Annotated in this window: 16 protein-coding genes; 15 read left to right on the plus strand and 1 reads right to left on the minus strand. The window is 58.8% G+C overall.

The window, feature by feature from the left end:
• Positions 1–3: 3 nt before the first annotated feature.
• The 7 genes from LMG28727_RS31730 (at position 4) to LMG28727_RS31760 (ending at position 7,187) form a co-directional block, all read left to right on the plus strand.
• Positions 4–741 carry an ABC transporter ATP-binding protein gene (locus LMG28727_RS31730; RefSeq protein ID WP_201646264.1) on the plus strand — a complete coding sequence of 246 codons (738 nt, stop codon included), beginning with the start codon at positions 4–6 and terminating at the stop codon, positions 739–741.
• Positions 741–1,967, plus strand: coding sequence for an ABC transporter permease (locus tag LMG28727_RS31735; RefSeq protein WP_201646265.1), 1,227 nt, complete (start codon positions 741–743; stop codon positions 1,965–1,967). Before LMG28727_RS31730 ends, LMG28727_RS31735 begins: the two co-directional genes overlap by 1 nt.
• A 42-nt stretch (positions 1,968–2,009) precedes the next feature.
• Entirely contained in the window at positions 2,010–2,792 is a 783-nt protein-coding gene (locus LMG28727_RS31740; RefSeq protein WP_201646266.1) for an outer membrane lipoprotein-sorting protein, read from the plus strand.
• An 18-nt stretch (positions 2,793–2,810) separates the two neighbouring features.
• Positions 2,811–4,169: a hypothetical protein gene (locus LMG28727_RS31745; protein WP_201646267.1), complete on the plus strand. Its 1,359-nt coding sequence runs from the start codon at positions 2,811–2,813 to the stop codon at positions 4,167–4,169.
• Between the two features lie 440 nt (positions 4,170–4,609).
• Positions 4,610–4,993 carry a hypothetical protein gene (locus LMG28727_RS31750; protein WP_201646268.1) on the plus strand — a complete coding sequence of 128 codons (384 nt, stop codon included), beginning with the start codon at positions 4,610–4,612 and terminating at the stop codon, positions 4,991–4,993.
• A gap of 10 nt (positions 4,994–5,003) precedes the next feature.
• Positions 5,004–5,225, plus strand: coding sequence for a hypothetical protein (locus LMG28727_RS31755; protein WP_201646269.1), 222 nt, complete (start codon positions 5,004–5,006; stop codon positions 5,223–5,225).
• Between the two features lie 396 nt (positions 5,226–5,621).
• The gene (locus tag LMG28727_RS31760) at positions 5,622–7,187 is read left to right on the plus strand and encodes an alpha/beta hydrolase (RefSeq protein WP_201646270.1); all 1,566 of its coding nucleotides are present in this window, start codon (positions 5,622–5,624) and stop codon (positions 7,185–7,187) included.
• A gap of 88 nt (positions 7,188–7,275) precedes the next feature.
• Here LMG28727_RS31760 and LMG28727_RS31765 read toward each other — a convergent pair whose 3' ends face one another.
• Entirely contained in the window at positions 7,276–8,460 is a 1,185-nt protein-coding gene (locus LMG28727_RS31765; RefSeq protein WP_201646271.1) for an endo-1,4-beta-xylanase, read from the minus strand.
• Positions 8,461–8,742: 282 nt separating this feature from the next.
• On the opposite strand from LMG28727_RS31765, the gene LMG28727_RS31770 reads away from it, so the two are divergent.
• From LMG28727_RS31770 to LMG28727_RS31805, 8 genes are all read left to right on the plus strand, one after another.
• Positions 8,743–9,801, plus strand: a complete 1,059-nt coding sequence (locus tag LMG28727_RS31770) for a substrate-binding domain-containing protein (protein ID WP_201646272.1) — start codon at positions 8,743–8,745, stop codon at positions 9,799–9,801.
• A gap of 207 nt (positions 9,802–10,008) precedes the next feature.
• A complete protein-coding gene (locus LMG28727_RS31775) occupies positions 10,009–10,923 on the plus strand; it encodes a LysR substrate-binding domain-containing protein (protein ID WP_201646273.1) in 915 nt (304 codons plus the stop codon).
• Between the two features lie 174 nt (positions 10,924–11,097).
• Complete coding sequence (locus LMG28727_RS31780; RefSeq protein ID WP_201646305.1) at positions 11,098–12,375, plus strand: dicarboxylate/amino acid:cation symporter; 1,278 nt, start codon at positions 11,098–11,100, stop codon at positions 12,373–12,375.
• Positions 12,372–13,817: a cysteate racemase gene (gene cuyB / locus LMG28727_RS31785; protein ID WP_201646274.1), complete on the plus strand. Its 1,446-nt coding sequence runs from the start codon at positions 12,372–12,374 to the stop codon at positions 13,815–13,817. Before LMG28727_RS31780 ends, cuyB begins: the two co-directional genes overlap by 4 nt.
• A 422-nt stretch (positions 13,818–14,239) precedes the next feature.
• Entirely contained in the window at positions 14,240–15,451 is a 1,212-nt protein-coding gene (locus LMG28727_RS31790) for an ABC transporter substrate-binding protein (protein WP_201646275.1), read from the plus strand.
• Positions 15,452–15,539: 88 nt separating this feature from the next.
• Positions 15,540–16,442: a carbohydrate ABC transporter permease gene (locus tag LMG28727_RS31795; RefSeq protein WP_201646276.1), complete on the plus strand. Its 903-nt coding sequence runs from the start codon at positions 15,540–15,542 to the stop codon at positions 16,440–16,442.
• 1 nt (position 16,443) lies between these two features.
• A complete protein-coding gene (locus tag LMG28727_RS31800; protein WP_201646277.1) occupies positions 16,444–17,256 on the plus strand; it encodes a carbohydrate ABC transporter permease in 813 nt (270 codons plus the stop codon).
• A 50-nt stretch (positions 17,257–17,306) separates the two neighbouring features.
• Positions 17,307–18,383 carry an ABC transporter ATP-binding protein gene (locus tag LMG28727_RS31805; protein ID WP_201646278.1) on the plus strand — a complete coding sequence of 359 codons (1,077 nt, stop codon included), beginning with the start codon at positions 17,307–17,309 and terminating at the stop codon, positions 18,381–18,383.
• Positions 18,384–18,439: the final 56 nt, after the last annotated feature.

Below are 18,439 nucleotides of genomic sequence, written 5' to 3' on the forward strand. Positions count from 1 at the left end.
TTCATGAGTATCGGTTTACATGAGTCCGCATCGCCCGATGCGGAAGCCGCGCGCGTGGCCGAACCCGCCGCGCCGGTTGCACGCCTGATCGGCGTGAGTCGCACATATGGCTACGTGCATGCGCTCGCCGACATCAACCTGGACGTTCAGGCCGGCGAGATGCTGGCGATCGTCGGGCCGTCAGGTAGCGGCAAGACCACGCTGCTGAACCTGATCGGTTTGCTCGACAAACCGTCGACGGGAGAGATCCAGGTGCTGGGCGAATCCACGGCCCGATTGACTTCGCTTGAGTACGCCAAACGGCGGCAAGCGTCGATTGGCTTTGTGTTTCAGAGCTATAACCTGATCCCCGTGCTCGATGCGGTGGACAACGTGTTGCTGCCGCTGCGCCTCGCTGGACGTACGAGTCAGGCGCAGAACACGCGGGCACGCGAACTACTCGACGAAGTCGGGCTGGACGGACATCACCACAAACGCCCGGACCAGATGAGCGGTGGACAGCGTCAACGTGTAGCCATCGCACGCGCATTGATTACGGACCCGCGACTCGTGATCGCCGACGAGCCGACGGCCAGCCTCGACAGCGGCAATACGCGAGCGGCCATGCAACTGTTTCAGCGACTCAACCAGACACATGGCGCCACCTTCGTCTTCTCGACTCACGACGAGCGCGCGCTGAGCTATATGAGCCGATCTATCCGCCTGTGCGACGGACGGCTGCCTGATGGAGAAGAACTCTGATGCATTCGCTTGTTCTCGCGCTTAGAAACGCGTTTAGAAACCGCCGCCGCAGCTTTGTCACGCTTGCCGCGATTGCATTCGGGCTCGCTGCGATCAATCTGTTCAGCGGGTATATCGCCAATGTCTATGCAGGGCTTGAACAGCAAGCCGTGATGGGTGAGCGGCTTGGGCATCTGACCATTTTCAAGCGGGGCTTTCAACTGGAAGGCAAGCTCCATCCGAAGCGCTATTTATTCACGCCGGAAGAAACCGCGAAGATAGAAGCGCTTATTTTGCGCGAGCCGGGCACCAAGCTGGTGTCGCCACGGCTCAGTCTGAATGGCCTGATTTCAAATGGTGAAGCGTCGACGGTATTCATTGGCGAGGGCATTGTTGCCGACCATAACGACAAGCTCGGCGCAACGCTCGATGGTGATGCCGGCGGCCGCCTCGATTCGCATAGAGACGCGGGCGTCGCCGTGTCTTCGGATCTCGCCAAGCTGCTCAACCTGAAAAAAGGCGAGACCTTCAGCTTGTTGGCGTCGACTATCGACGGCCAGGCGAATGCGGTCGATGCCGATGTCGTCGATATCTTCAATACGGGCAGCGCCGGCACCAATGACAAATACGTGCTGACCACGCTCGCACTGGCTCAGTCGCTGATGAACACGGAGTCGGTGGAACGCTTCATCGTGTTGCTCGACAACGCAGGTTTGACGGAGAAGTCGAAGCTGGATCTGAGCCGCCAGATGCGAGCCGAAGGATTCGATGTCGAGATCAGGACGTGGCAGGAAATGTCGAGCTTCTATACGCAAGTCAAAGGCCTGTTCGACATGATCTTCTCGTTCATTGCCAGCATCGTTCTGGTGATCTCCGCGATGAGCGTGGCAAACACGATGTCGATGGCGGTGATCGAAAGAACCCGGGAAATCGGCACGCTGCGCGCGCTGGGTTTGACTAACACGGGCGTGGTCAGACTGTTTGCATTCGAAGGATTCTGGATCGCGTTGCTCGGCTGTTTATTGGGGCTTGTCATCACGATCGTCGCGGCACTTTCTATTAACGCGTCCGGTATCGGCTATACGCCACCCAACTCATCAGACCGCGTGTTGCTGCAAATCGACCTCGACTGGCTGCGGATGGGCGGGATTGCCCTCGCAGTGAGCTTCTTCGCGGTGCTGTGCGCTGCCTATCCGGCTTATCGCGCGACACGTGTCGAAGTAGTCGACGCGTTGAGCTTCGTTTAAGCGGCCGCGTCGCTTTATTGTTTCTTATCAGGTATGACGAACATGCAGATTTTTAAAAAGACCGCTTTTCTGGTGGCGTCGCTCGTTCTCGCGAGTGCTGCTTATGCAACGGATTCACCGGCCAATACCACTTCAACTTCCACACTGGATGCGACGCAGATCGTCGCCGCTAGCGATCGCGCTCGCGGAGGTGGTTTGAACGGCGTTCAATGGACGATCGACATTACTGGCCAGGATTCCGGTGGTCCGATCGACAAGCGCAGTTATCTCGTGCGTGCAAGCGGTGAAGACAGTCTCGCTGAAGCGACTTATCCGCCGCGCGAAGCGGGTAGCCGTCTATTGCAGAATGGCCGCAGCATGTGGTTCGGCAAGGCGACGCTCACCAAACCGGTGTCCATTTCCACACGTCAGAAAATGGTGGGTCCTGCTTCGAATGGCGACATCGCGTCCACCAACTACGCGAAGGATTATGACGCCACGTTGCTTCGTACCGAACAGGTGGACGGGGAAGACGCTTACGTGCTCAATCTGGTTGCGAAGAGCAAGTTCGTTACCTACGACCGGATCGTCTACTACGTTTCCGTGTCGCGTCTCGTTCCGCTGAAGGCCGATTTTTACACCGTCTCGGGAAAGATCTTTAAAACGGCTTCGTTCGAGATGGCTAATCGACTCGATATCGATGGCCGTGCGCAGCCGTTTGTCAGCAAGATGAGTATCCAGGACACCATCGAAAAGTCAAACTACTCGTTGCTGCAATACAGCGAAGTCGCCACGAAGAAATTTGGCGCGGACATGTTCAACCTCGGTTCACTCAATCGCCCCTGATCGCAGGCTATCGAAGTCATGCATCTGAAAAGGGCGAAGGGACGGCAGCGCAAGCAGCGGGCCGGAACGGCGCGTGTCGTGTTCGGTCTGCTTCACACGCTCGCATTGGTATCGAGCGGAATGCCGGGGTCGGCGTGGGGCGCCGACACGCAAGATGACGATGCGTCGTCAGGGCGCTTCACATTGCGTCATCACACGCAGCTTGTCGGCTATGCGACCGAGAGCGTCATCAATGGACGCTCGCTTGCCAATCCGAATAACCAGATTGCGAAACTGCCCACCACGCAGGCTCAGTTCGCCCCTCGGGTGGACCTGACCCTGACGGTCGATCCGTGTTATCTGCAACTCAAGCCACGCGGCTTTTTTGTCTGGCAAGGTAATACGCCAGACGCCAGCGGCACGTCGAGTGATGCGTATCTCAACGAAGGGCGCCTGTCGTGCCAGGCGGGCCCCGTCAACGTCGAAGTAGGCCGCAGCGTGCTGCTTTGGGGCAGTTCGATCATGCTGTCGCCGAGCAATCCGTTTTTCGCGGAAACGGGCAAGACCGATCCAGTGAGGGAGTTGCTTGGCCGTGACATCGTGCGCGTGAGCGCGCAAATCAACCCGGCCTGGAGCGTTGAAGCGATCAGTAACTTTCACGTCGACACACGCGACACGATGAAAGAAAACTTTTCTCCAGTGACGGCGCTCAAGGTCAACTGGACGGGTGAATCGGCGTCGGCAAGCGCGCTGGTTTCGCATCGGGATAACGGCGTGGACCGGATCGGCGCATACGGTACGTGGACGGCGTCGGACGCATTGCTGTTCTATGGCGACGCGTCGCTAGGGCGGGGGCGTAATGCGCTATTTGCCGTTCAGCAGCCTCAGGCTCCGGCCGGGTGGACGTTCGTGCAGAACCAGACCCGCGACAGTTCGTTACGCGCGAGCGCGCTGCTTGGCGCAAGTTACACGCTTACGTCGGGGTGGACCCAGACTCTGGAACTGCTCTACAACGGCGATGGGTACAGCAGCGGCGAACGGCGCTCTTATCAGAAGGCCATTCAATCCGGTAATACGGCGCTTGCGGCAGGCAACCCAGCCGCGGCCGGACTGCTGGGGCAATCGCTTAACCCGCAGCAAAGCCTGCTCGGTCGACGTTACGCAATGGTTCAACTGGGTCGCACGGATCTGTTCAACAAGGTCGATTTGACAATTCGGTATATGCAGGCATTCGATTCGCCGCGGGGCGGCAATCTGGCCTTGTCGGTCAACTACAAATTGAGTCCGGCAGCGGAACTGTTTGCATATGGGCAATGGAACGTGGGGAATTCACAGTCCGAGTTTGCGCAGCTCTACCGGTTTTCCTTGATGAGTGGTTTGCATTACTACTGGAATTGATGTCGCTCAGCGCCGAGGAATCTGCGTGCCGCGCCGTTAAAGGATAGTTAACAAAAGTCAAGAGAACCCGAGTGCCTCGAAGCGTTATTCTTATACCGATTCTTTGGAAATAGACTTGGAAATATAAAAAAACGCTCTAGACTTTACTTCGTACCCTTTTGTCCACGTTAGCCGGCGTTGATCCACACGGCTGCCGCCATGGTCAACGCCGAACTGCCAAACCATCTTCAGCTGGCGTTCAGATACGAAGCAGCCGGGCTTGAAAGCAAACGTATTTTCTACCAGGCAATACCGAATGCACACCACTGACCAGATTCGGTGAGAGCTCACGAAAGGAGGCACGACCCGACACGGAGACAATGACTCTGCACACCAGATCGACGCCACCGAATGCGCTCGGCGGCAGACCGCAGGAGAACACAACTTCCACGGAGTAAGTGATGGCCACTCAATCACCATGGCGAACGCTGTTATCTCTGACTTTCCTGACGTTGACATTGACGGGCAATGCTGCCCGGGCAGATGAAATTCCGATTGTCACGGGCCAGCAATGGACGACTTCAACGGTCGAGGCCAAGAACGCGTATCTCGTGGGTGTCGCCAATCTGATCGATATCGAGCGGGCCTATTACGCGAATCACGGGCAGGCCAGCAACAAGGACATCGCGCCGCGCTTTGCAAAAGGCATGCAGGGTCAAACGCTCGACAGCGTGCGTCAGGGCGTTGACAACTGGTATGCAACCAATCCGACGATGATCCAGCATCCTGTGATCGAGACCATCTGGTTTGAAATGGTCTTGCCTGGCTTGCAAAAGAACCAATAAGGAGCCGATCATGAAACGACTTGGATGGATCGTGACAATTGGGGCTCTGGCGATTACGACCGGATGCACGGATATGAACTCGCGGCAACAGGGAACGCTCAGTGGCGCAGCGCTTGGGGCTGCCGGGGGGGCGGGTATCGCGGCGATTTCGGGCGGTGACGCGTGGACCGGCGCGCTTATCGGCGGCGCGGCGGGCGGTGTGGCCGGGAATATCGCAGGCGGACGCCGGTAAGGTCGCGCGGGCCGGGGCAGCGTGTGACGTGCGTGCGCGTCGGCCCCGGCAAGGTGATCGTTTCGAGTTGCCTACCTGACAATTTGCCCTCAGTTTTTTGTCAATTGAACGTCGTTAGGGACGCGAACGCGTCGCCGCACGGCGTCATGTTGCTTCGCAATAAATCATCTGTTTCTCCATGCGTGCGTGGTCGATCGCCGCGTGCCGCCTGTTCGTCCTGTTAATTTGCGTCGGGTCTGGCCAATCGTTGGCAATTTAATCCATCGCGGAATGTGGCATCCTGCATAGGCCGCATTTGGCTGCCGTCGAAATTGAACGAATGACTAAAAGACTTTAGGATGTCAAAGCGGGATCCAGAGCGCTGAAAAATCCGCACCCCTCACTGTGAGAGCACGAATGCTACGCAAGCTGCTGAAGGTGATAACAATAGGCGTATTGGTTCTGGTCCTGCTTGCCATTGGCGCATTGGCATTGCGTGCATGGTCTTCGCAGCGCGGACCGGCTCTGTCGGTCTGGCATACCTACGTGCCACGCGAGCTGACAGTCGAAGAAATGGATACGGGCGACTGGAATACCTACCTCAAGGCAGAGTCCCGCATTTTCGATGACGTGCGCATGAATGTCGTCGAAAAGCTGAGGCCCTCCGAGCGTGTTCCGTCGAACCGGTACTACGAAGGCGCGCCGATCTACCCTGAACATTTCAAGCAGGACTGGAACCGCTCGTACATCCTCGAACCGTCGGGGCCGCCGGTTGGCGCTGTCGTGATGCTGCACGGTTTGACGGATTCGCCGTTCAGTTTGCGGCACATTGCGCGCCGTTATCGCGACCGGGGCTTTGTCGCGATCGGTATTCGTCTGCCAGGACATGGCACGGTGCCCGCCGGTCTGACCAACGTCGAGTGGCGTGAGTGGGCTGCGGCGACCCGGCTGGCGGTGCGCGAGGCGCGTCGACGGATTGGTCCCGACAAGCCGCTGGAGCTCGTCGGCTTCTCGAACGGCGGGGCGCTGGCGCTGCAATATGCATTGGATTCCATCGACAACCCGGCGCTGAGCCGCCCGACCCGCGTCGTGCTCATTTCACCGATGATCGGTGTGACCAGCTACGCGCGCTTCGCGGGACTCGCCGGGCTGCCGGCCATACTCCCGGCCTTCGAGAACGCCGCGTGGCTCGGCGTGGTTCCGGAGTTCAACCCGTTCAAGTACAACTCGTTTCCGGTGAATGGCGCGCGTCAATCGTATCTGCTCACCAGGACCATCCAGGATCAGATCATCCGCTTGCATCGTGAGAACAAGCTGGTTGAATTGCCGCCGGTACTGACGTTCCAGTCAGTGATCGATTTCACTGTCAGTACGCCGGCTGTGATGTCGTCACTGTACGATCAGCTTCCGCAGAACGGCAGTGAAGTCGTTTTGTTCGATCTGAACCGCAGCGTGCGATTCCGGACCTTCCTGCGCGTGGCGTCATACACGGCGCTTTCGCGGTTATTGCGTGTGGGTCCGCAAAACTATCGGACCACGGTCATCGCGAACGCGTCGCAGGATTCTGCCCATACGGTGGAACGCAGCGTTGATGCGGGCGAAGTGGATGTGCGTGTGAAGCCGTTGGATATCGACTATCCGCAGGATATTTTTTCGCTGTCGCACGTCGCGATTCCGTTTCCAATAACAGACGCGCTCTATGGCATCGCACCCAATGACGAGGAGAACTTCAACGAAAACCTGGGGACGCTTGCACCGCGCGGCGAACGCGGCACGTTGATTCTCACGCTCGACTCGATGTTCAGAATCGCGTCGAATCCATTCTTCCCTTATCTCCTGCAACGTATCGACGAGGGCATAGGCAAGATGCCTGGCCCCGTGGTTCAGGCACCTGAACGCTCGCATGCGACCGCTGCGGGGCAGCCCGCCGACGAAGCGGCCGACGCCGCCGAGCTGGATCAGATGGACGCGTATGGACCGTGACGTCGCGCGGCTTAGTAATTGCGAGTCGTCAGCATGTTCCCTCTGGCGAGTGGTCCGTGATTATCGCGGACCACTCGCCACGAACAGGTCAAGGCTGATAAGCCGGATCGACAATCGCCCAGAAGGCCGCCTTCGGTCGCAGATTCGCGTCGAACAGCAGCGGCAGGTTGTTGCGCGGCGCCGGTGTCGACGTCAGCCACGTATGCTTGTCCGAATAACCCCAGAAGGTCACCGCCTTGATGCTCGGCTCATGGTCGAACAGATCGAACACGGCCCGGTAACGCAGCGCCTGAGCGCGCATCACGTCGTTCGGGACGGGATTGCCGAGGTCGGGCAGACATGCATGCGGATCCCTCCAGCACGCGCCGGAATCGTTATAGAGACTCATGTCGAGTTCGGTCACCTGGTTTTCGAGTCCCATTGCCGCCACGTCGTCGAAAGCCTGCTTGAGGTTCGCGATCGGTGGCCAGTTGACGCTGATATGCATCTGATGCCCTACGCCGTCGATCGGTACGCCCGCAGCGCGTAACTCACGAACCACGGACAGCAGCTTCGCGCGTTTGACTGAGTCGTCGGTGCTGTATTCGTTGATATAGAGCTTGACGTCCGGGTCGGCCGCGCGCGCCGCACGGAACGCAATCGCAATGTAGTCTTTCCCCAGCGCGCGATACCACGGGCTATCTTCACGATAGACCTGGTGCGGATCGTCGCTGATGACTTCATTGACCACGTCCCACGCATAGACCTTGCCACGGAAATGTGTGACCACGTCGGTCACATAACGGCGTAAGCGCGCCGCGACGAGGTCATGATAGTGCGGGTCTTGCGGATCGCCAGCGAAGAACCAGGCGGGCGCTTCTGTCCAGTCACCCGCGTGATAGTGCCACGCGAGCGTGTGGCCTCGCACCGCGATGCCGTGAGCCTGCGCAAATGCGATGATCTGGTCGGCAGGCCCAAAGTTGTATTGGCCTTCCGCGACGCCGATGGTGCCCGGCTTCATCTTGTTCTCCGCCGTGAGGCTCGAGAACTGCGCGGCTAGCAACGCGGCGTCGGCGGGATTTTCTATCGAATCGGGTTCGATCGCAGCGCCGACCTTGAAATGCGCGGCCATCACGTTTTTCAGTTGCGGTGTCGCTTCGGCGGGTGCCGCTGAGAGCGGCGGACCGTCATGAGCAGCCGGTGCATGATTGCTCGCGCAACCTGCCGTCAACGCAGCCGAACAAAGCGTAGCCGCCATATAGAGCAGGCGTGTCGAGGCCGATCTGATACGCATCCGTTGTCTTCCTTTGGTTTGTTTTTTATGTAGATACGTCGTTTAACTCGTCGTAACGTTATCGGTAACATGCGATACTAAGCAGAGGCTGCAACCGTCGCTATGCGGGGTTTACCTGACTTTTTCCATCCGGCGACAAACTAAGACTTTTCGAAATCAGAACATCAGAACAACAGGTGGCTGTGTATTGCGGGATCACTGAACGGTCCGGGACAGAGCCGATATTGAAACCGCATCAGTTTGATAAGCTTGGCCGGATTACACACCTGGTCAGACCAACGCATGGGCATCCGACAACTCGCCAGCGAGCTCAATCTTTCCGTTTCGACTATTTCGCGTGCGTTGAACGACAGCGACGAGGTCAGCGCTGAGACCCGCGAGCGTGTACGCGCCGCGGCACTCCGGCATGGCTATGCGCCGAGCAAAGCTGCCGAGAGCCTGCGTAAGGGCAGGCTCGACATCATCGGGTTGATGCTGCCCATGCGGCGCGAGGAAGAGAACTACACCCTCGGCGTGTTCATGACGCTGGCGGACGGCCTGCAATCCATTCTGTCGCAGCACGGTATGGACCTCGTGATGTACGCGAGCGAATCATGGGACGACGAATGTGCTCGCCTGCGACGTATCGTCGAGCGTCGTCATGTGGACGGAGTGATCCTGGCGGGCACGCGGCATCACGATGAGCGACTCGACTATGTGGCGGCCCGCAACTTCCCGTTTGTCGCGTTGGGCCGCAGCGAGTCGGGGGGGGATCACGCGTGGGTCGACCTCGATTTCAAATCCGCCGCCGAAGCCGGTGTGGCGCGCCTCGTGGCGCTTGGGCATCGGCGGATCGGATTGGGGATTCCCGATAACGACGCCATGCAGGCGCACGTCTATTTGCGCGCATGGCAGGGGGCGATGGCGCAACACGGCCTCGATGTGCCAGGCGACTATGTGCGCCGCGGCGAGTTATCCGAACGCGGCGGGTATCTGATCACGCAGGAGTTGCTGGAACTTGCGCGGGCACCGACTGCAGTGATGTTCCAGAGCGACTGTATGGCGATCGGCGCGTATCGAAAGCTTTACGAACTCGGCAAGACGCCGGGCCGCGATCTGGCTATTTCAGGCGGCGTGCTGACAGGCGAGCTTGCCGAATTTCTCGCGCCGCGTCTGACCGGCTTCACGCTCGACGCGTACGCGCTGGGAAGACGTCTCGCGCAATCGTTACTCGCCCAGTTTCCCGACCTCGCGTCGACCTATGGCGACGCCCGTGAATCATCGCTTTGGCCGCTCACTCTGAGGGAGCGCGATAGCGACGCGTCACCGCCGGCATCGCCCAGAGCCACGAACAAAAAGTAAAGAATGTGGTGATTACAACGGCGGTGCCGACCGGCTGAATCGACCGTTCCCCCTTGCGTCGCACTATCTTGCCGTCTGGACTATCAAGCGCGCTGTCCGGATGGTTGAAGCTACGTCAGCGATTCATTACGGCGAGCGCTCGACGCCACGACACTGACTTCTGGCCGGGTAGAATATTTTCTCCAAAGTACGACCCGGTATCAGCTTATGGAAATCAAGTGGATTGAGGATTTCATCACGCTCGCGCAATACCAAAGCTTCTCACGGGCCGCCGAGTTTCGAAATGTCACGCAGTCCGGCTTTAGTCGACGGATTCAATCCCTTGAGCAATGGGTGGGCGCAGAGCTGATAGACCGCAGCAGCTTCCCTCCCGTTTTGACGCCAGCCGGAAGGCTGTTTCGCGAAACAGCGGAAGATGTTCTGGCGAAGCTATTCGACACGCGCGCCGTCATTCGAACCGAACAGCGCATCGAAGGGACGAGCCTGCAGATATTCGCCGGGCACACCATCGCGCTGAATTTCCTTCCATCGTGGCTCAAGGCGCTGGCCCCGCAGTTCGGCGAAGTTCGCGCCCGCGTCACCCCGACCAACGTTCACGACTCAATCGTTGCGCTTGTGAACGGCAACTGTGAGCTGATGTTCAGCTATCACCATCCTGAGCTGCCCCTTCATCTGGACTCGGCCAAATACGAACACATCACGGTAGGACTCGATACGTTGATGCCGACGACCAAACCGAACCGGCGCTCGGCTCCAGAGTTTCGTTTGCCCGGCACCAGGCAAAACCCGCTGCCGCTCATCTCGTACTCGAAGACGAGCTACTTTGGCCGGTGCCAGGCTTTGTTGCTCAAGCGCCAGAAAGTCGCGCCATCGCTTCGCGTGCACTATGAGTCGGACATGGCCGAGGTGCTCAAGAAGTTCGTCCTCGAAGGCGAAGGTGTAGCGTGGTTGCCGAAGAGCACCATAACCAAAGAGCTTGGCAGCGGAGAACTGGTGCCAGCCGGAACCTCTGCCTGGAATCTGGACGTTGAACTTCGGGTGTACCGAGATTCGTCGAACCGGAGTGATTTCCTGGACACCCTGTGGCATCACCTCCGGGCCCTCTCGCCCGCGCAAAAATAAAGCGGTTCTCCGGTTATGCGGCTACCGCATACCTGCATTCCGAACCAGCATAGACGTTTTATTGGCCACTCCTACCATCCGTCCTACGGTGAAAGGCTCACTTCGGCGGACCTTTCAATTCTCTTCTCCGTAGACCGCCACTTCGGCGTCTGCGTTGCCAACGGACGGATAAAGATGAAGAACAGGCTCACCCTGAGCATCGGCATTGCGATGCTCGTCGGTATTGCGGTCGGCTACGGCTGCCACTCCAATATCGCTGACCCCGCCACACTCAAGTCGGTTGCCGGATACTTCTCGATTCTCACCGACATCTTCCTCCGCCTGATCAAGATGATTATTGCGCCGCTGGTCTTCGCCACGCTCGTCTCCGGGCTGGCGGGCATGGATGGTGGCGAGGATGTGGGGCGCATTGGCTTGCGTTCGATTGGCTGGTTCATCTGTGCGTCGCTTATCTCGCTGGCCATTGGGCTAACCATGGCCAACGCGCTTCAACCAGGCGTTGGGCTGCACCTGACTGAAGGTGCTGCCGAAGTGAACACCGGGCTAAACACCGGCGGATTGAATGTTAAAGATGTGGTCACGCACGCATTCCCGACGAGCCTGCTGGATGCAATGGCTCGCAACGACATTCTTCAAATCCTGGTTTTCTCACTCTTTCTGGGCGTCGGCCTGAGCGCGCTCAAGCGCGACCCGCGCGTGGCCATCGTCATCCAGGGTATCGACGGCATGGTGCCAGTCATGCTCCGCCTCACCAACTACGTGATGCGAGCAGCGCCGTTCGGCGTATTCGGTGCCATCGCATCGGCAGTCACGCTGCGCGGCGTCGACGTCATCTACACGTACGGCAGGCTAATTGGCTCGTTCTACCTCGGCCTGGTCTTATTGTGGGTCGTACTCGTCGGCATTGGTTACGCCTTCCTGGGCCGGAAAGTCTGGACGTTGCTCAAGGCCGTGCGTGAGCCCGCGATGATTGCGTTCTCTACAGCGAGCAGCGAAGCAGCCTATCCGCGTCTCACGGAACAGCTTGAGAGGTTTGGTGTTGAGAAGAAAGTGGTCGGCTTCACGCTGCCGCTTGGCTATGCGTTCAATCTCGACGGCTCCATGATGTACCAGGCGTTCGCGGCTATCTTTATTGCTCAGGCGTTTGGCATACAGATGCCGGTCTCGCAGCAGATCTTCATGCTCCTGATTCTGATGTTGAGCAGCAAAGGTATGGCGAGCGTACCGCGCGGTTCAGTCGTTGTCGTAGCAGCGGTCGCGCCGCTCTTTCATTTGCCGATGGCAGGCGTTGCGCTGGTTCTGGCCGTCGACCAGATACTCGACATGGGTCGAACCATGACAAACGTAATAGGCAACAGTGTCGCGACGGCAGTGATTGCGAAGTGGGAGACTGCTCGCAGCTCGAAGAGCGCCCAGACTTCGTTTGTGCAAGCGGAGGTCGAAGCACAATGAGTACGATGGTTGGAGAGAGTAAGCGCAAATTGGGAATAGTCGGCGGATTGGGTCCGCTGGCCAGCGCAGATGTCTTTTTCAAGCTAATCAAGGCCACGCCTGCGTCGTCCGATGCCGAGCATGTCGACCTGGTCTTCGAGCAACGGCCGTTTAAGGGCTCAGGCTCTGGCAGTGCCGCGACGACCGAGCGCAAGCTCTACATCTTCGACATGATTCGCGACTTCGAGAGGCGCGGCGTGTCGGCCGTTGTCTTGCCATGCTTTCTCAGTCACACCTTCATCGACGAGTTGAAGGCGAACACTCGACTGCCCATTGTGAACATTGTCGAGGCGGTGCGCGACCAGGTTCATCGGCAGTTTCCCGAGGCGCGGCGAATTGGTGTGCTCGCGTCCGACTATGTTCGTGAAAGCCGGCTATTCGAGCGGTATTTTGACTCGCAGGAATTCGAGGTTGTTTATCCGCGCATCGTCGCCGACGACGATGTCACGAAGGCCGTCTACGGTGTGGATGGAATCAAGAGCGGCAACCTTCGAGGACGCCCGGTGGCGTTGTTGCAGGCAGCATGCGACGACCTGGCGGACCAGAAGGTCGACGTGATCGTGCCCGGGATGACGGAAATTGCGCTGATTGCTGGGGAGATGGGGGCGCAGCGCGTGCCTGTCATCGATTCGAACCTGGCATATGCGCAATATGTGTTGGCTGGTCCTGCGCGGCCGGCGGTCTCTGTGTTCAAGGTCGGCGTCGTCGGCGGCGTCGGCCCAGCTGCCACGGTCGACTTCCTCAACAAGGTAGTTCGCAACACGCCGGCATCGCGCGATCAGGAACACATCAAGATGCTCGTCGAGCAGAATCCACAGATTCCCGACAGAACCGAGAATCTCGTGGGCGAGGGCGCCGACCCAACCATTTCCTTATATGCGACCTGCAAGAAACTTGAGGACGGTGACGCAGACGTTATCGTCATACCGTGCAACACGGCGCATGCTTTCGTTGAGCGTATCCAGCCGTATCTAGGTATTCCGATCATCAATATGCTCACCGAGACGGCGCACTATCTGAAGAACACATTTCCTGGATTGCGCGACGTCGGCGTTCTCGCCACCTCAGGCACGATTGAAAGCGGCGTGTACCGGACGGCGTTGGAATCTCATGGCCTGCGGCAAGTCGCACCCGACCCGGTGCTGCAGGCCCGAGTGATGGAAGCAATCTACGGCGAAGCGGGGGTGAAGGCGGGCTTCACCACCGGACGCTGCCTGGAAGACATCGACGCGGCTGTCGAAGGATTGATTGCCCGCGGCGTTGAAGTCATCGTCCTCGGTTGCACTGAATTACCCATCCTTCTGCCTGGCGGACAACTCACCCGACCCGACGGTCACCACGTCCACCTTGTCGACCCTACAGAAGTGCTTGCCAAGCGCTGTGTCGCACTCGCGATGTCTTAGCGTCGGCAGAAACACCTTTTAAAGATTGAAGGCCGCCGCCTTGCACGGTGGCGGGCGCCTTCGTCAAGAATTATCCCCGTGCAGTCATGAATCCTCCGCCGCGACTTACCCGAATTGGGTCTGCCTTTGTCGACTCCTTATTGCCACTCGTTGGTCATGGCTAACCCTTACTTCCGCCTCTCTCAATATTGCGTATTTCGGGAAATCCGATTGCGTTTTTTGCTGCCGACTTGACACCATTGCGCTCCGCAAGCAAAGATGCGCTGGCTTCCGGAAACGTTTCCGGAAACAACGATAGCGACGATGGAAATGACCTGAGCGGTCTCCTGTCGTCAAAAAAACCGAGAGAGATACGGCTCAACCGCAGTTCGAAAAATGAGCCAGAGACGAGCGTGGTTTGATCGCGCGAAAACGGAGACACCATGAAGAAGCTACTGGCCGCGTCCGCGGCACTGGGTTTGGCAATCTCGCTTTCCTGCACCGCCTTGCACGCCGCGACGCTGTCCGTGTGGGCCGTGGATGAGCCGGACAACTACACCGAAAAGATGGCGCAGGAATTCGCCAAGCTGCATCCGGACGTGCATCTGCAAATCCGCAAGGTGGGGTTCGCCGCGCTCAACGACGAGACCATGCGTGCGGTCATGTCCGGCAGCATGCCGGACGTCGTACCGATCGATAACCCGAATACCGCGATGTTCGCGTCGAAGAATGCGTTGCTCGACCTCACGCCGTATCTGGCCAAATCGAAAGTGATCGACGCGAAGCAGATCTTCCCCGGACCGCTGAAGAACGCCAGCTGGAACGGCAAGGTGTATGCGATTCCGCGCGGCACCAACACGCTCGCGCTGTACTACAACGAAGACATGTTCAAGGCGGCGGGCCTTGACCCGAACCGTCCGCCGCAAACGTGGGATGAACTGTACGCAGACGCCAAGAAGCTCACCGACGCGCAGAAAAACGTGTACGGCCTCGCGTTTTCGGCGATCAATAACGAAGAAGGCGTGTTCCAGTTTCTGCCATTCATTCAGGCAACGGGCGCGGATTGGGACAAGCTGAACGATCCGGGTGCGGCTCGCGCGGCGGCGTTCTGGCAGAAGCTGATGGACGCGAAAGTGGCGTCGCCCGATACGCTCACGCATACGCAGTCGGAAGCGGCGGCGACGTTCATCAACGGCAATGCCGCGATGGACATTGACGGCCCGTGGGAATTGAACGCGGTCGAGAAGGGTGCGAAGTTCAAGTGGCGTGTGGCGCTGCTGCCGACCGAGAAAGCGGGTGGTGCACGTGCGTCGGCGCTCGGCGAGCAGAATCACGCCATTCTGCGTGGCGCGAAAGATCCGGATGTCGCGTTCCAGTTCCTCGAATACATGTACTCGCAACGAGGCCGCGACTGGAACGAGTTCGGCATGCTGCCGCCGTCGAAAGACACCAACACGCCGAATCCGAAATGGCCGCAAGCGTACAAGGCGTTCAACGAGCAGATGGAATACGCGCGTGCGCGTGGTCCTAATCCGCAGTGGCCGAAAGTCTCGAAGGCGATTTCCGACGCGATGCAGTCCGTGCTGACGCATCAGGCGGCGCCAGCCCAGGCAATGACCACTGCCGGTCAGGCGGTGCAGGGCGTCGCTCACTAAGCAACGGGTTTTACGTCGCCGTGCTCGGGTTGCCGTGCGTCCTCAAGGACGCACGGTCGGCTCATGCCGTTCCTGTCAGATCAAAGCCATGAACACATTATTGCGCCGCTTCCCGCGCGCCAATGCTTTTGAAATATCGCTGGCGGTGTTTGCGCTGCTGTATCTGCTGATATTCGCCGGGCTGCCGCTCATTTACAACATCGTTTTGTCGTTCCAGCAGGTCGATCTGATGGAGCCCGCGACGTTGCTGCGACCCTTCGTCGGACTGGCGAATTATCGCGACGTGTTTGGACGTCCCGAAGCACGTCAGGTACTGATCAATACGGTGTTGTTCGTCGGTTTATCGCTGACGCTGCAAATCATTATTGGCTTTTTGCTAGCGCTGTTATTTGCACAGGACTTTCCGTTTGCCAGCGCAATGCGCGGTTTGTTCCTCGCCGGCTGGATCATGCCGGGGCTGGTAGTCGGCGTGATCTGGAAACTGATTTTTGCCGGCGATTACGGTGTGCTGAATCATGTGCTGATGCAAACGCATCTGCTGCACGAGAAGATTTTCTGGCTATCGGACCCCGCGTGGTCGCTGTATGCGGTGATTCTCGCAAATGTCTGGCTGGGCGTGCCCTTCAACATGCTGCTTCTGTCAGTGGGACTGGCGGCGATTCCCGCCGACCTGTACGAAGCGGCCGAGCTCGACGGCGCGAATCCATTGCAACGCTTCGTCGGCATCACGCTGCCGATGATGAAAGCCACCCTCGGCGCAGTCATCGCGCTCGGCGCAATCATGACAATGCAGCAATTCGATCTGATTGCCGCGCTGACGCAAGGTGGTCCGGCTAATTCGTCGCAGGTCGCACAGTTCTGGTCGTGGCAATTGTCGCTGCAAACCTTCGAAGTGTCGGCAGGTTCTGCGGTGGCGACGTTGATGCTGTTGCTGGTGCTGGTCGTCGCAGTGATTTACGTGCGCTCGACCCGCAATGAAAGGATGGTCTGACATGAAGCGCTACATCCTTTTTGTGGTCGCGTTGTGTGTGACGGCGGTCTACATGTTCCCGCTGTACTGGATGTACATCACCGTGTTCAAAAGCGCGAGCGAGATGTTCCAGTATCCGCCGAGCTTCTGGCCGCAGCATCCGGAATCGCATTTGTGGCAGGTGTTCAGCGAACGGGGCATGGGCAATTTTTTGTGGAATTCGCTCGTGACCGCGTGCGGTACTGTGGCCGTCACGGTGTTTGTCGGCACGGGGGCCGCTTATGCGCTGGCGTTCGTACAGAACCGCTGGACCAGCTTTGCGATTTTCACGGTATTGGTCTTGCAGGCATTGCCGTCGAGCCTGATGGTGACGCCCATCTTCACCGCATTCAAGGCGCTTGGTCTGCTCGAGACGCCGCGCCTCGCGGTGGTGATCGCGCAGATCACCAAGACGTTGCCGTTTTACATCGTTCTATGCCGTCCGAGTTTCGTACAGGTGCCACGGGAATTGCGCGATGCCGCGCTAGTGGACGGCGCTTCGCCGATGCGCGCGTTCTTCGGCGTGATCTTGCCGCTAGCCGTGAACGGCATTCTCGTGTCGGCCATTCTGGTGTTCCTGCAATCGTTCGGCGAGTACGTGTACGCCCGCTCGCTGATTCTCGACGACCAGTATCAGACTGCGACGGTGGGTCTGTCAGCGTTCGTCGGTGCAACCAAGATCGACTGGATCGGCATCATGACTTACTCGGCCATCTTCGTCACGCCGATTCTGATCGCCTTCATGTTGCTGCAACGCAGGATCGTCGCCGGGCTGACCGCCGGCGCGCTTAAGTGAATCAAGTAACGGATACGTATTTGCCGGTGAACGCCGGCCGGAGAACCGCTGTGGATCGAATTCAGATCGAGCGTCTGAGCAAGAGTTACGGACCCGTGCAGGTGTTGAAAGACATCGATATCCGCGTGCCGGAGGGGTGTTTTGTCGCGCTGATCGGGCCATCGGGTTGTGGCAAGTCGACGTTGTTGCGCACGATTGCCGGACTCGAACGGAGTACCGGTGGCACGTTGCGCATCGACGGCAAGGTGGTGAACGATATGCCGCCGCGTAAGCGCGATGTCGCGATGGTGTTCCAGAGCTATGCGCTGTATCCGCATATGAACATCGAAAAGAACATGTCGTATTCGCTGCGCTTGCGACGCACCGCGCCGCAGGCGATCCGCGAATGCATCGATGGTGTGGCGCGCACGTTGGGACTGGAGCAGTTGCTCGCCCGTATGCCGCGTCAGTTGTCTGGCGGGCAGCGGCAGCGCGTCGCGATGGGTCGCGCGATTGTCAGAAACCCCAAAGTGTTTCTGTTCGATGAGCCGCTGTCGAATCTCGACGCGGCGTTGCGGGTCCACATGCGTTCCGAAATTCGCAAGTTGCATGAGCGGCTGAAAGCGACGTCGGTGTATGTCACGCACGATCAGATCGAGGCGATGACGATGGCCGATCATGTCGTCGTGTTGCGCGCGGGGCAGGTCGAACAGCAGGGTGCGCCGCTGGATCTGTATCACCGTCCCGCTAACAAATTTGTCGCGGGCTTTATCGGCTCGCCATCGATGAACTTTATCGAGGCCGTCATCGGTCCCGACGGACGCAACGCGCAGTTCGGCGGTGCGCAGTCGCAGACGCTTGACCTCGGCCCCGGTCGGACCTTGCCTGCCGGCACGGCGGTCTGGCTCGGCTTGCGTCCGGAGCATCTGCGTTTTCAAGGTGGTGAGCGAGGCATCAACGCCGTGGTCGATAGCGTGGAGACAACGGGGTCGATGACGTTTGCGTCCATCCGGGTGGACGGGGTCGAAGCGATGATGCTGGTCTCGCACGCGGGCGTTTCGTCGATGCGAAGCGGCGATGCAGTGAATCTCGACATTGACAACGAGCACATCCACGTCTTCGACCGGAAGACGGAACGGGCGCTGTAAAGCAACGAACGCACTTTAACGTTTGCACTCCATTGACTTTCGTTCCGCCGTCCGGC

It is taken from the genome of Paraburkholderia metrosideri (assembly GCF_904848625.1).
Classification (GTDB): domain Bacteria; phylum Pseudomonadota; class Gammaproteobacteria; order Burkholderiales; family Burkholderiaceae; genus Paraburkholderia; species Paraburkholderia metrosideri.

What these genes read in the sequence shown, in the direction of transcription:
- LMG28727_RS31770 (WP_201646272.1), top strand. Translation starts at nt 8,743, where the DNA reads ATGGGCATCCGACAACTCGCCAGCGAGCTCAATCTTTCCGTTTCGACT.
- LMG28727_RS31745 (WP_201646267.1), top strand. Translation starts at nt 2,811, where the DNA reads ATGCATCTGAAAAGGGCGAAGGGACGGCAGCGCAAGCAGCGGGCCGGA.
- cuyB (WP_201646274.1), top strand. Translation starts at nt 12,372, where the DNA reads ATGAGTACGATGGTTGGAGAGAGTAAGCGCAAATTGGGAATAGTCGGC.
- LMG28727_RS31755 (WP_201646269.1), top strand. Translation starts at nt 5,004, where the DNA reads ATGAAACGACTTGGATGGATCGTGACAATTGGGGCTCTGGCGATTACG.
- LMG28727_RS31800 (WP_201646277.1), top strand. Translation starts at nt 16,444, where the DNA reads ATGAAGCGCTACATCCTTTTTGTGGTCGCGTTGTGTGTGACGGCGGTC.
- LMG28727_RS31760 (WP_201646270.1), top strand. Translation starts at nt 5,622, where the DNA reads ATGCTACGCAAGCTGCTGAAGGTGATAACAATAGGCGTATTGGTTCTG.
- LMG28727_RS31775 (WP_201646273.1), top strand. Translation starts at nt 10,009, where the DNA reads ATGGAAATCAAGTGGATTGAGGATTTCATCACGCTCGCGCAATACCAA.
- LMG28727_RS31790 (WP_201646275.1), top strand. Translation starts at nt 14,240, where the DNA reads ATGAAGAAGCTACTGGCCGCGTCCGCGGCACTGGGTTTGGCAATCTCG.
- LMG28727_RS31795 (WP_201646276.1), top strand. Translation starts at nt 15,540, where the DNA reads ATGAACACATTATTGCGCCGCTTCCCGCGCGCCAATGCTTTTGAAATA.
- LMG28727_RS31765 (WP_201646271.1), bottom strand. Translation starts at nt 8,460, where the DNA reads ATGCGTATCAGATCGGCCTCGACACGCCTGCTCTATATGGCGGCTACG.
- LMG28727_RS31730 (WP_201646264.1), top strand. Translation starts at nt 4, where the DNA reads ATGAGTATCGGTTTACATGAGTCCGCATCGCCCGATGCGGAAGCCGCG.
- LMG28727_RS31735 (WP_201646265.1), top strand. Translation starts at nt 741, where the DNA reads ATGCATTCGCTTGTTCTCGCGCTTAGAAACGCGTTTAGAAACCGCCGC.
- LMG28727_RS31780 (WP_201646305.1), top strand. Translation starts at nt 11,098, where the DNA reads ATGAAGAACAGGCTCACCCTGAGCATCGGCATTGCGATGCTCGTCGGT.
- LMG28727_RS31740 (WP_201646266.1), top strand. Translation starts at nt 2,010, where the DNA reads ATGCAGATTTTTAAAAAGACCGCTTTTCTGGTGGCGTCGCTCGTTCTC.
- LMG28727_RS31750 (WP_201646268.1), top strand. Translation starts at nt 4,610, where the DNA reads ATGGCCACTCAATCACCATGGCGAACGCTGTTATCTCTGACTTTCCTG.